The sequence below is a fragment of the Tabrizicola sp. BL-A-41-H6 genome, assembly GCF_050632395.1.
GTDB lineage: Bacteria > Pseudomonadota > Alphaproteobacteria > Rhodobacterales > Rhodobacteraceae > JAUYQR01.
Genome location: NZ_CP192600.1, coordinates 2,744,588 through 2,757,174, shown reverse-complemented (window position 1 = coordinate 2,757,174; position 12,587 = coordinate 2,744,588). Strand labels below are relative to the sequence as shown.

The following is a 12,587-nucleotide window of genomic DNA, read 5'->3' as shown; positions in this document are numbered from 1 at the left end:
AGCTTACACGAGCACCGCACCCTTGGAGCCGATCACCCCTTGCGTATCCGCGTCGCCCAAGAGCATTTCGTTGTGCGGCTTGCCGGAAGGGATCATCGGGAAGCAGTTTTCATGCTTTTCCACGAGGCAGTCGAAGATCACCGGGCCGTCATAGTCCAGCATCTGCATGATCGCGTCGTCGAGATCCTTCGGGTCGGAGCATTTGATGCCCTTGCAGCCGAAAGCCTCGGCCAGTTTCACGAAATCGGGCAGGCTTTCGGACCAGGACGACGAATAGCGCTCGCCGTGGAGGAGTTCCTGCCACTGGCGCACCATGCCGAGGCGTTCGTTGTTCAGGATGAACTGCTTGACGGGCGCGCGGAACTGCATCGCGGTGCCCATTTCCTGCATGTTCATCAGCCACGACGCCTCGCCCGCCACGTTGATCACCAGCGCGTCGGGGTGGGCGATCTGGACGCCGATCGAGGCGGGCAGGCCGTAGCCCATCGTGCCAAGGCCACCGGAGGTCATCCAGCGGTTCGGGCCTTCGAAGCCGAGGAACTGGGCGGCCCACATCTGGTGTTGGCCGACCTCGGTGGTGATGTAGCGGTCTCGGCCCTTGGTCAGCGCTTCCAGCCGTTCAAGCGCGTACTGCGGTTTGATCGTGGTGGTGGAGTTCTTGTAGGTCAGGCATTTGACGCTGCGCCAGTCGTTGATCTGGCGCCACCATTTGGCAAGGCCGTCCTTGTTGGTGCGGCTGCCGCGCGCCTTCCACTGGCGAAGCACTTCGGCCAGCACTTCGCCCACGTCGCCGACGATGCCCACATCGACCCGGACCACCTTGTTGATCGAGGAGGGGTCGATGTCGATGTGCGCCTTTTTCGAGCGGGGCGAGAAGTCCTTGATCCGGCCGGTGATGCGGTCGTCGAAGCGGGCACCGATGTTGATCATCAGGTCGCAGCCGTGCATCGCGAGGTTGGCCTCGTAAAGCCCGTGCATCCCCAGCATCCCAAGCCAGTTCTTGCCCGACGCGGGGTAGCATCCGAGGCCCATCAGGGTGGAGGTGATCGGAAAGTCGGTCGCGGCGGTCAGTTCGCGCAGAAGCTGGCTGGCCTTCGGGCCGGAGTTGATGACGCCGCCGCCGGTGTAAAGGACCGGGCGTTCGGCGGTTTCCATCATTTCGACCAGACGCGCGATCTGGTCGGGATCGCCCACGGTTTTCGGCTGGTAGTGCGGGATCTTGACCTTATCCATCGGCGTGTAGTCGGCGGTGGCGAACTGCACGTCCTTCGGGATGTCCACAAGCACCGGGCCGGGGCGGCCCTTCATCGCGACGTGGAAGGCTTGGTGGATGGTCTCGGAGAGTTTGGCGGTGTCTTTCACCAGCCAGTTCATCTTGGTGCAGGGGCGGGTGATGCCAACTGTGTCTGCCTCCTGGAAGCCGTCGGTGCCGATCATGAAAGTCGGAACCTGGCCGGTGAGGACGACGAGGGGGATCGAGTCCATCAGCGCGTCGGTCAGGCCGGTTACCGCGTTGGTGGCACCGGGGCCTGAGGTGACCAGCACCACGCCGGGCTTGCCGGTCGACCGCGCGTAGCCTTCGGCCATGTGGACGGCACCCTGTTCGTGGCGCACGAGGATGTGGCGGATGTCGTTTTGCTGGAAGATCTCGTCATAGATCGGCAGCACGGCGCCGCCCGGATAGCCGAACACGACCTCGACGCCCTGATCTTTCAGGGCCTGAACCACCATCCGTGCACCGGACATAGATTTCGTCATGACTTCTCTCTCCTTCGCGCAACAAAAAGCCCCCGGGTTTCAATCGGGGGCGCATGGGAACCTGAATGGTCAAACCGTTACCGGCCCATGCGCGTCCTTCCTACGATGACAAGAATCCGGGCCATAAGCCGCTCCCCTCGCGTTCGGATGGAACTTAGGGGGCGGTATGCCGGGCGTCAATGGGATTTGCAAACAGAAAGTGTCGCAGATGGCGGGTAATCTTGAACATTTATTGCCGCAAGGTTGGCGTCTGCGCAACTTTCACAATAATCGACAAAAAAGCACGGTGTCTGCGCGAGAATTGGCGGTTGGTAGGCCGGGACAACCCCGGTGCGGCAGGATAGATGGGCGGCAGCGGAGGCCCGGCGCAGTCGGGCCATGAGAGGAAAACACCTGATGAAGCTTTATTACACCCCTGGCACGTGCTCGCTTGCCTGCCACATTGCGCTTCACGACGCCGGCACGCCATTCTCGGCAGAGCGGGTGGACTTGCGCGCCAAGACCACGGCGGATGGCAGCGATTTCCGCAAGGCCAACCCCAAGGGTTCGGTTCCCGCGCTGGAAATCGAGCCGGGCGTGGTGCTGACCGAAGGGGTGGCGATCATGCAATATGTCGCCGACAGCGTTGGAGGGGCAGGGGTGGCGCCGGCGGTCGGCACGCTGGAGCGGGCCCGGATGCAGGAGGCGATGAACTTCATCGGGGGCGAGTTGCACAAGACCGGCTACGGCCCGTTGTTCCGCCCAGGACTGAGCGACGAGGCGCGCCAGGCACAGTTCGCCGTGATCGACGCCAAGCTTTCGTGGATCGAGGGGCTGCTGGCGGATGGGCGGGAGTATCTGGTGACCACGGGCTACACGCTGGCGGACGGGTACCTTTTCACCATCAGTGGCTGGTCGAAGGGTATGGGCCATGATCTTTCGCGCTTTCCATTGATCGTGGCGTTGCGCGAGCGTGTTGCAGAGCGTCCGGCGGTGCAGGCGGCGATGAAGGCAGAAGGCATGCTCTGATCGCTGAGCGATCGACCTTGAAAGGGGCGACCGGTGCGCCCCTTTCGCATTATTGTCCGACAGCGGGTAGCGCAGCGAACGGGAAATGATTGCGCGGCCTTTGCCCCGGTCGCGGATTTCCGCGCATTTTTTGGCTTTCCTTTTCGAAAAGCGCGCTAATCTTGCGGTAACGTGATCGTGTTCGTCCGCGCCCTTCGCAACTTTCCTTTGCGACCTTGGCGCGAGTTGCGCATAGTTCATGCAAGCGGCACATTAAGTAGCCGCGCCAGGGGAGGGTTCTGTTGCGGGGATTATTGTCTCTCGCATCCGGCATTGACCGGGTGACCAAGGCTTTCGGCGTGTTGGCAGCCCTTTTGGTGGCCGCCGCCTGCCTGATCAGCGCGTTGAATGCGATTTCGCGCTATACGCTGGACATGTCGTCCAACGCGTTTCTGGAAATCCAGTGGCAGATGTTCGCGGGGATGTTCCTGCTGGGAACGGCGCATGTGCTGAAGCTGAACGAACATGTCCGGGTTGATCTGTTTTACGGCAGCATGACCGAACGTAACAAGCTGTGGGTCGACGTGTTCGGCTTTCTGGTCTTCTTCTTTCCGGTCTGCTTCATCATGCTGGAGATGAGTTATCCTTGGGCCTATGCCAGCTTTGTGGCGGGCGAGGGTTCGGCGAATGCCGGCGGCCTGCCGGTGTGGCCGGCCAAGATGCTTCTGCCGCTTGGGTTCACGCTTTTGACGCTGCAGGGGATTGCCGAGCTGATCCGCCGGATCGCGGCGCTGCGCGGGGTTATCGTGCTGGACGTGTCATACGAAAAACCCGTTCAATGATCGGAAAGGTCGCCTGATGCTGGAATACGGTTACCTGGCGCCAGCCATGTTTGGCGGGCTTATCATCTTTTTGCTTGTCGGCTTTCCGGTTGCATTTTCGTTGTCGGCGCTGGGCCTGTTCTTCGGGTTCATCGCGATAGAAGTGGGATATTTCGGGCTAGCCTTCCTGCAGGCAATGCCGGCGCGGGTGTTCGGCATCATGTCGAACGACCTTTTGCTGGCGATTCCGTTCTTTACCTTCATGGGGGTGGTGCTGGAGAAATCCGGTCTTGCCGAGGATCTGATGGAGGGGTTTGGCCAGCTTTTCGGCAGCGTGCCGGGCGGTCTGGCCTATGCGGTGATCTTTGTCGGCGCGATCCTCGGGGCGATTACCGGGACGGTGGCGGCAAGCGTGATTGCCATCGGGATGATCTCGATCCCGATCATGATGAAGTATGGCTATGACATGCGGATCGGGACCGGGGTGATTGCGGCCTCGGGGACGATCACGCAGGTAATTCCGCCGTCGTTGGTGCTGATCGTGCTGGCGTTCCAGTTGGGCGTGCCGGTGGGCGACATGTATCTGGGGGCCATCGGGCCGTCGATCGCGCAGGTGCTGTTGTTCGCGGGCTTCATCCTGCTGGTGTCGATCTTTCAGCCGCACAAGGTGCCAGCACTGCCGGCCGAGGCGCGGACGCTGCGGGGGCGCGAGTTGGCGGCCAAGCTGGCATGGGGCATGGTGCCGTCGCTGGTGCTGATCTTCCTGGTGCTGGGGACGATCTTCATGGGTCTGGCGACCCCGACCGAGGCCGGGGCAATGGGAGCGGTCGGGTCGATCCTGCTGGCGCTGGCGCATGGCCGGTTCACCTGGAAGATGGTGTGGCAGGCGTCGGACGGCACGATGCGGATCACGGCGATGGTGATCTTCATCCTGGTGGGCGCCACGGTGTTCAGCCTGGTGTTTCAGGGGGTGAACGGCGGCAAGTGGATCGAGCATATCCTGTCGGGTATTCCGGGGGGACGGATCGGGTTCCTGATCTTCGTCAACATCTTCATCTTCTTCATCGCCTTCTTCCTCGATTTCTTCGAGATCGTGTTCATCGTGATCCCCTTGCTGATCCCGACGGCGCTGGCGCTGGACATCAATCTGGTGTGGCTGGGGGTGCTCTTGTGCGTGAACATGCAAACGGCGTTCATGCACCCGCCGTTCGGATTTGCGCTGTTCTATCTGCGCGGCATCGCACCGCCCGAGATCAAGAGCCGTGACATCTATCTGGGGTCGATCCCGTGGATCATATTACAGCTGATCCTCGTGGCGTTGATCATCACCTTTCCGGGCATTGTCGACAGCTTCATCACCGAACCGGTGCTGCTGGATGCGGCGTCGGTGACCGAACAGCTTGATGCAATTCCGATGCCTGACCTTGAAATGCCTGCCCTCGATCTTGATCTAGGGGGGCCGGCGACGCCGTGACCTGAAACGCTTGACCACATCAAAAGCCTACTGGGAGGTATGCACATGAAGAGACGGAATTTCCTGACCACCGCAGCGATCGGCTCGGCGGCGGCCGCGCTGGCGGCACCGGCGCTGGCGCAGAGCGCGCCGAAGGTAAGCTGGCGCCTGACGTCAGGTTTCCCGAAGACGCTGGACACCATCTATGGCGCGGCGGACGAGTTCGCCAAGATCGTGTCGGACGCGACGGATGGAAATTTCCAGATCCAGCCGTTCCCGGCAGGTGAGATCGTGCCGATGCCGGAGGCGGCGGATGCGGTTGGGTCCGGGACCGTCGAGATCGCGCACACCGCGTCTTATTATTACTGGGGCAAGAACCCGGTCTACGCGCTGGGTACGGCGGTTCCGTTCGGCCTGAACGCGCGCGGCATAAATGCCTGGTACTACCACGGCGGCGGCATCGACATGATGAACACCTTCTACAACAAGGAAGGTCTGCATGTTTTCCCCGGCGGCAACACGGGCGTCCAGATGGGCGGCTGGTGGCGCAAGGAGATCAACTCGGTCGCTGACCTTGCGGGTGTGAAGATGCGCATCGGCGGCATGGGTGGCAAGGTGATGGAGGCGCTGGGCGTCGTGCCGCAGCAGATTCCGGGCGGCGAGATCTATCCGGCGCTGGAACGCGGCACCATCGACGCGGCGGAGTGGGTCGGCCCCTATGACGACGAGAAGCTTGGCCTGAACAAGGTAGCGCCGTTCTACTATTACCCCGGTTTCTGGGAAGGTGGGCCAACGCTGAACTACATGATCAACTTGGCGAAGTGGAACGAACTGCCGCCGGCCTATCAGGCCATTGTCGCCACGGCGGCGGCGACCACGAACCAGTCGATGCTGGCCAAGTATGACGCGAAGAACCCGGCAGCACTGCGCAACCTGATCGCGGGCGGGGCGCAGTTGCGGCCTTACCCTGAAGAGGTGATGGTCAAGGCGTTCGAGGCGGCAAACGCACTTTACGCGCAGATTTCGGCCGAAAACGCGGACTTCAAGGCGATCTTTGAAAGCCAGCAAGCCTATCGCAACGAAGCCAACCTGTGGAACCAGGTGGCGGAATACACGTTCGACACCTTCATGATCCGCAACCGCCCGCGCGGTTGAGACCACAGGTAGTATCAGCAACGGGGGCCGCGCCGAATGGTGCGGCCCTTTTGCGTTCAGGGAGGTGGGCCGATCAGGTCCCAGCGGTTGCCGAAAGGGTCGCGCCAGACGGCGACGCTGCCATAGGGTTCGTGGCGGGGCGTTTCCTCGAACGTCACGCCTGCGGCCAGCATTGCTGCATGGTCGCGCGGAAAATCATCGGTGTGCAGGAAGAACATTACGCGACCGCCAGCCTGATTGCCGATGGCGGCCAATTGCGCCGCGCCTTCGGCCCGCGCCAGAACCAGCCGCGCACCCCCACCCGGCGGTTCGACGGTGACCCAACGCTTGGCGCCTTGGTCAATGTTTTCGGTCAGCCGGAACCCGAGGGTGCCAGTGTAAAAAGCGATCGCGCTGTCATAATCCGGCACCACCAAAGCCACGGCTGCAATCCGGGCGCGGGAGGTCATTCCTTGCGGGCGGTGAGGGGGCGCGAGTCGTTGGCGCGAGTATCGGGGGCGCGAGTATCGGGCAGGTTGATCCGCGCGACCTGTTCGGCAATCGGGTCGACCGACAGGGGGTGCAGATCGGCGCGGTGTTCGGCCGGGTCGCCAAGATCGCGCCACTCGCCGCCCTTGTAGATTTCCAGCGCCGAGAAGCTGGCCTTATAGCCCATCTTGCGGCTGCCGGGAACCCAGTAGCCGAGGTAGACGTAAGGCAGGCCCGCCTCGCGGGCGATGGCGACGTGATCGAGGATGACGTGGGTGCCTAGCGACAGGTCGGCAAGATCGGGGTCATAGAAGCTGTAGACCATGCTGAGGCCGTCATCGAACACGTCGGTCAGGCAGACGGCGGCAAGGGGGCGACCGCGTTCACCTTCGCCTGCTGGGCGGGTGTATTCGATGACGCGCGATTTGATCGGGGTTTCCTCGATCATCGCGGCGAATTCGAAGATGTCCATGTCAGCCATGCCGCCGTCGGCGTGGCGGCTGTCGAGGTAGCGGCGGAAGAGGGTGAACTGATCCTCGGTCGCCCAGGGGCTGGTGGCGTTGCGGCGCAGGCCGGCGGTCTTGCGCAGGATGCGGCGCTGGGTGCGCGAGGGTTCGAAATCGGCCACGCGGATGCGGGCCGAGAGGCAAGCGGAGCATTCGGCGCAGGACGGGCGGTAAAGGACATTCTGGCTGCGACGGAAGCCTTGCTTGGACAGCGAGTCGTTCAGGCGCTGCGCATGGTCACCCTGCAAGGCGGTGAATAGCTTTCGTTCCATGCGACCGACGAGGTACGGGCATGGTTGCGGAGCCGTCACATAGAATTGGGGCGCGAGGGGAAGGGTGTGGCGCATGAAGGGGGAGGGCTTGTCACATTACGCGTGTAGCCTAGCAAGCCCGGCGCGTTCCGCCAAGCACTGTGTTTGCCGCAGGTGTCCAACAAAAAGCCCCATCCCGCCGGGGCGGAATGGGGCGAGGGTTCGCAGCGGCTGGATCAATACTCGCCGGGGCGCGGGCCTTCGGCGGGTTTGGTTTCGGGCGCTGCGTCAGCGGCCTGATTGGCGCGGGCGCGTTCATCCATGAAGGTGTCGAACTCCGACTTGTCCTTGGAGTTGCGCAGGCGCTGCAGGAAAGCCTCGAACGCTTGCTGCTCTTCTTCCAGACGACGCAGCGCTTCTGCCTTGTAGCTGTCGAAGGCGGTGTTACCCGAGGTGGAGCGGTAGACGTCAGGGCCCCAGCGGCGGGCGTGGCGGTCGTGACGGTGCGCGCAGGACGAATTTCTGAACATGCGTTTTCCCCAGATGATGTAGGCCAGAAGCGCAAGGCCCACGGGCCAGAAGACGATGAAGGCAAGGACAGTGGTTGCGATCCAGGCCCATTTGCCACGCTGGTCGAGCCAGCCTTCGGCGCGGCGCGGCAAGGAGGACAGACCGCCGGTCCGGGCGGTATCGGGGTAGCTGTGCATCGGCGGTGAACTCCCGGTGTTGCGGTTGATGTGAACGTCTTTCACATGATGCAACATGCCCCTGCCGAGCCTGCGGTTCAAGAGCTATGTGAAGATTATTTACATCTTTCCGCCGATGCTGGTTCAACCCATTGGCAGGGAGGAATTTTCCGTGACAGTGAAGGCGGCTGAGGTAGCCCCGGCGGCCTTTTGCAGGCGGGCGGGGTCGACGGGAAAGATGTGGCGCGGGGTGCCGGCGGCGGCCCAGACGGTGGCAAAGGTCAGCAGCGTGGGGTCGATCCAGACCGGCAGCGGGGTCAGGTGACCGATCGGTGCGACGCCTCCGATGGCAAAACCGGTCACGGCGCGGACGGTGGCCACGTCGGCGCGGGCCAGCGGCTCGCCCGCAAGGGTGGCGGCTATTGAGGTGTCAACCTTGTTGCCGCCTGCGGTCAGGAACAGGAACAGCCGTCCGCTGGTGCCGCCCTGAAACACGACAGACTTCACGATCTGGTCAAGAGCGCAGCCTGCGGCTGCGGCCGCATCTTCTGCCGTGCGGGTTTCGCCCGGCATTTCCAGGGGCACGGAGTCCAGCCCCGCTGCCTGCAAGGCCGCCCGCACGCGTGCCAGACTTTTCGACATCTGCATCCCTCCGTTTCAGTGCATATGGCCGCAAGCGGCGCCTTGCGGCAAGCGTTGGCATGACGCTTGGCCGTTGACCGCGCGCGCGCCAGCACCCATCCTGCGGCCATGAGTTTCGCCGATCGCCTTCTTCGCCAACCGATCCCGTTCGATACCGCAGCGGCGGCGGATGCCCGCAGTGACCTGACGGAATTCGCGCCGGAGGTGACCGGGTTTCTGGCTGCGGTTGCAGGGTGTAGCCCTTATCTGAAAGGTCTGATGACGCGCGAGGCCGATTGGCTGCGCGAGGCGCTGGCGGGCCCCGAGGCTGCGTTCGACACTCTGCTGGCAGGGCTGGACGGCACCGCGCTGGAGGTGTTGCCCGGTGCGTTGCGGCAGGCCAAGCGGCGGGCGGCGCTTTTGACAGGGCTTGCCGATCTGGGCGGGCTCTGGCCGCTGGAAACCGTGACGGGCGCACTGACCCGGCTGGCCGACCGGGCAGTGCATCTGTCGTTGACCGCTCTGGTCGAGGCCGAAATCCGGCGGGGCAAGCTGCCCGGTGCCACCTTGGACGATGCAAAGACCGGGGCGGGGATGGTGGCGCTGGCGATGGGCAAGATGGGTGCGGGGGAATTGAACTATTCCTCGGACATCGACCTGATCTGCTTGTTTGACGAAACCCGCTATCCCGGCGACGAACAAGAGGCGCGGGCGGCGTTCATCCGGGTTGCGCGGAAGATGACGGCGATTCTGTCGGATGTGACCGACGGCTATGTGTTCCGCACCGACCTGCGGCTGCGGCCTGATGCAAGCGTGATGCCGGTCTGCCTGTCGATGGCGGCGGCGGAGGCCTATTACGAAAGTCAGGGCCGCACATGGGAGCGGGCCGCCTATATCAAAGCGCGGCCCTGCGCGGGTGATCTGGCGGCGGGAGAGCGGTTCCTGACGACGCTGGTGCCGTTCGTGTGGCGCAAGCATCTGGACTATGCGGCGATTCAGGACGCGCATGACATGCGGCTGCGCATCCGCGAACATCGCGGCCTGCGCGGGCCGATCATGGTGGAAGGGCATAACCTGAAGCTGGGCGCGGGTGGCATCCGCGAGATCGAGTTCTTTACCCAGACCCGGCAACTGATCGCCGGTGGCCGCGACCCGGCGCTGCGCGACCGGCGCACCGTTCCGGCGCTGCAAGCCCTGTCGGCGCAAGGCTGGGTGCCGGGTGAGGTGGCGGCGGAGTTGACCGAGCTTTACCGGGCGCACCGAGAGTTGGAGCACCGGTTGCAGATGGTGAACGACGCGCAAACCCATTCGATGCCGACGTCGGCCGAAGGCGTGGCGCGGATTGCCGCGTTCTGCGGGCAGGAAGAGGCCGCGTTTCGGGAAGGTCTGTTGGACCGGCTGAACCGCACCGACCGGCTGACCGAGGGTTTTTTTGCCCCCGGCGCGGTGGAAGAGGGGCCGGAGCTTTCCGACAGCGCGCGGGCGATCACCAAGGGTTGGGAAAGCTATCCGGCGCTAAGGTCGGAACGGGCGCAGGCGATCTTTCGGCGGCTGCGCCCGCAGCTTTTGCGGCAACTGGCGCGGGCGGCAAACCCTGACGAGGCGCTGGTGGCGCTGGACGGGTTTCTGGCGGGATTGCCAACGGGGGTGCAGATATTCTCGCTGTTCGAGGCGAACCCGTCGCTGGTGGAACTGATCATCGACATTGCCGGCACCTCGCCTGCGCTGGCGCGGTATCTGTCGCGCAACGCGGCGGTGCTTGACGGAGTGATCGGCGGGTCGTTCTTCGGGGAATGGCCGGGCGCGCGGGCGCTGCAGGCGGAATTGACGCGGCGGCTGGACGGGGTGGCCGATTACGAAGGCAGGCTCGATTCCGCGCGACGCTGGATGAAGGAATGGCATTTCCGGATCGGTGTGCACCATCTGCGCGGGCTGATCGACGCATTCGAGGCGGGCAAGCAATACGCCGATCTGGCCGAGGCGGTGATCGGGGCGATCTGGGGCGTGGTAACGGCGGATTTCGCGAAAAAGCACGGACATGCGCCGGGGCGCGGCGCGGTCGTGGTCGGGATGGGGTCGCTGGGGGCGGCGCGGTTGAACGCGGGGTCGGACCTTGACCTGATCGTGATCTACGATGCCGAGGGTGCGGAAGGGTCATCCGGGCCACGGCCCCTTGCGACGCGGCCCTATTTCGCACGGTTGACACAGGCGTTGGTGACAGCGTTGACCGCGCAGATGCCGGAGGGGCGGCTTTACGAGGTGGACATGCGGCTGCGGCCTTCGGGGCGGCAGGGGCCGGTGGCGACCTCGCTGGACAGTTTCAAGACCTATCAGGAAACCGAAGCCTGGACGTGGGAGCATCTGGCGCTGACCCGCGCACGGGTGCTGGCGGGTGATGCGGGCCTTGCCGGCGACGTCGAGGCGTTTCGCCGTGATCTTCTGGCGCGCAAGGGGCAGGGGGCTGGAGTGCGGGCCGATGTGGCGGAGATGCGCGGGCGGCTGCAAGCGGCCAAGCCCGCCAGCGGCAGTTGGGAGGCCAAGAACGGGCCGGGGCGGCTGATGGATATCGAGCTTTGCGCGCAGATGGTGGCGCTGATCGCGGGCAGTCCTGCGCGCAGCGTTGAACGTCAGTTGGCGGCGGGGGCGACGGGTATCCTGTCGGAACCGGAACAGACGGTGCTGGCGGATGCCTACAGGCTGATGTGGCGGCTGCACTGCGGAACGCGGCTTTTGACGGACCGGACGCTGGACCTTTCCAGCCTGGGCGAGGGCGGGCGCAGCTTTCTATTGCGCGAAACCGGTGCTGCGGATGCAGACGGGTTGTCAGCGCGGCTTGAAGCGGCGGTGTCGCAGGCGGAAGCGGTGATTGCGGCACGGCTCGGCGGGGGCGGTCATGGGGAGACGGGCGATGGAACTGAGTGAGGCCGACCCGAAGGGTCTGGTGCGCGAAAGCTACGCGATCGAGGGGATTACGGCTGGCGAATGCCGGTCGATCTTCATGGACTGGGCGTTGAGCCTGCCGGTGGATTTTCACGCGCCGGACGCGCTGCGCGTGCTGATCGCGGAATATGCGCTGAAGCACCCCGACCATCCGATGAGCACGGTTCTGAAGGACGGGCTGACGGCGCCGGACCCAGCCCGCCGCAAGGGCGGCCGTGCCGCGCGCGTCGGGCTTTAACGGCCAAGCGCTGCCGCTTCGGCCGCCAAGGCGGTGATGGCGCCCCAGTCGCCGCGCGCCATCGCGTCCTTCGGGGCCACCCAGCTGCCGCCGACACAGAGGATGTTCTTCAGGCCAAGGTAATCGGGGGCAAGTTTCAGGGTGATCCCGCCGGTCGGGCAGAAGCTGACCTGCGGAATGGGCGAGCCGATGGATTTCAGGTAGGCGGCCCCGCCAGCCTGTTCAGCGGGAAAGAATTTCTGCACCGTGTAGCCCTTTTCCAGAAGCGCCATGATCTCGGACGCGGTCGCGGCGCCGGGCAGAAGCGGCAGGTCGTGTTCCGCGCAGGCGTCCAGCAGCCGTTCGGTCGCGCCGGGCGACACGCCGAAGCGGGCGCCCGCCGCCTTGGCCGCCTTGACATCGGCGGGTGTCAGGAGCGTGCCTGCGCCGACCACGCCGCCTGGCACCTCGGCCATCGCGCGGATCGCGTCGAGGGCGGCGGGTGTACGCAACGTCACCTCGAGCGCAGGCAGGCCACCCTTGACCAGCGCCTCGGCCAAGGGGCGTGCGTGGGCGAGGTCGTCGATCACCAGAACCGGCACCACCGGGGCGAGGCGGCAAATGTCGGCGGCTTGGCGGGATTGTTCGGCGGGGGTCATGGCGGGCTCCTTGATGCCCCGGCGTCGGGGCGGGCGGGTATGGAGGCGTTGGTCGGCGAGGACGC

The 12,587-nt window shown here is 64.4% G+C and carries 12 protein-coding genes; 6 read left to right on the top strand and 6 right to left on the bottom strand.

Going from position 1 to position 12,587, the window contains the following annotated elements; translation table 11 throughout:
• Positions 1–3: 3 nt before the first annotated feature.
• Positions 4–1,758, bottom strand: a complete 1,755-nt coding sequence (locus tag ACROUL_RS13470) for an acetolactate synthase 3 large subunit (RefSeq protein WP_431299979.1) — start codon at positions 1,756–1,758, stop codon at positions 4–6.
• 396 nt (positions 1,759–2,154) lie between these two features.
• Between ACROUL_RS13470 and gstA the strand changes: the two genes are divergently transcribed.
• The 4 genes from gstA (at position 2,155) to ACROUL_RS13450 (ending at position 6,174) form a co-directional block, all read left to right on the top strand.
• Positions 2,155–2,766, top strand: coding sequence for a glutathione transferase GstA (gstA, locus tag ACROUL_RS13465; RefSeq protein WP_431299978.1), 612 nt, complete (start codon positions 2,155–2,157; stop codon positions 2,764–2,766).
• A 293-nt stretch (positions 2,767–3,059) separates the two neighbouring features.
• A complete protein-coding gene (locus tag ACROUL_RS13460) occupies positions 3,060–3,587 on the top strand; it encodes a TRAP transporter small permease subunit (RefSeq protein ID WP_431299977.1) in 528 nt (175 codons plus the stop codon).
• A 16-nt stretch (positions 3,588–3,603) separates the two neighbouring features.
• On the top strand, positions 3,604–5,040 hold the full coding sequence (locus ACROUL_RS13455; RefSeq protein WP_431299976.1) for a TRAP transporter large permease: 1,437 nt from the start codon (positions 3,604–3,606) through the stop codon (positions 5,038–5,040).
• A 45-nt stretch (positions 5,041–5,085) separates the two neighbouring features.
• On the top strand, positions 5,086–6,174 hold the full coding sequence (locus tag ACROUL_RS13450; protein WP_431299975.1) for a TRAP transporter substrate-binding protein: 1,089 nt from the start codon (positions 5,086–5,088) through the stop codon (positions 6,172–6,174).
• Positions 6,175–6,230: 56 nt separating this feature from the next.
• Here the strand turns inward: ACROUL_RS13450 and ACROUL_RS13445 are convergent, their stop codons facing one another.
• From ACROUL_RS13445 to ACROUL_RS13430, 4 genes are all read right to left on the bottom strand, one after another.
• On the bottom strand, positions 6,231–6,623 hold the full coding sequence (locus ACROUL_RS13445) for a VOC family protein (RefSeq protein WP_431299974.1): 393 nt from the start codon (positions 6,621–6,623) through the stop codon (positions 6,231–6,233).
• Positions 6,620–7,495, bottom strand: a complete 876-nt coding sequence (locus ACROUL_RS13440; RefSeq protein WP_431299973.1) for an arginyltransferase — start codon at positions 7,493–7,495, stop codon at positions 6,620–6,622. The genes ACROUL_RS13445 and ACROUL_RS13440 overlap by 4 nt, the downstream gene beginning before the upstream one ends.
• A 140-nt stretch (positions 7,496–7,635) precedes the next feature.
• The gene (locus ACROUL_RS13435; RefSeq protein WP_431299972.1) at positions 7,636–8,106 is read right to left on the bottom strand and encodes a DUF2852 domain-containing protein; all 471 of its coding nucleotides are present in this window, start codon (positions 8,104–8,106) and stop codon (positions 7,636–7,638) included.
• Positions 8,107–8,229: 123 nt separating this feature from the next.
• Positions 8,230–8,727 (bottom strand): YbaK/EbsC family protein, encoded by a 498-nt coding sequence (locus ACROUL_RS13430; protein ID WP_431299971.1) that lies wholly within the window; start codon positions 8,725–8,727, stop codon positions 8,230–8,232.
• Between the two features lie 108 nt (positions 8,728–8,835).
• Between ACROUL_RS13430 and ACROUL_RS13425 the strand changes: the two genes are divergently transcribed.
• Positions 8,836–11,628, top strand: a complete 2,793-nt coding sequence (locus tag ACROUL_RS13425) for a glutamine-synthetase adenylyltransferase (RefSeq protein ID WP_431299970.1) — start codon at positions 8,836–8,838, stop codon at positions 11,626–11,628.
• Entirely contained in the window at positions 11,615–11,884 is a 270-nt protein-coding gene (locus ACROUL_RS13420; protein WP_431299969.1) for a hypothetical protein, read from the top strand. The genes ACROUL_RS13425 and ACROUL_RS13420 overlap by 14 nt, the downstream gene beginning before the upstream one ends.
• On the opposite strand, the gene eda is transcribed toward ACROUL_RS13420, so the two are convergent.
• A complete protein-coding gene (gene eda, locus ACROUL_RS13415) occupies positions 11,881–12,522 on the bottom strand; it encodes a bifunctional 4-hydroxy-2-oxoglutarate aldolase/2-dehydro-3-deoxy-phosphogluconate aldolase (protein ID WP_431299968.1) in 642 nt (213 codons plus the stop codon). The two genes, ACROUL_RS13420 and eda, sit on opposite strands and share 4 nt — an antisense overlap.
• Between the last annotated feature and the right edge of the window lie 65 nt (positions 12,523–12,587).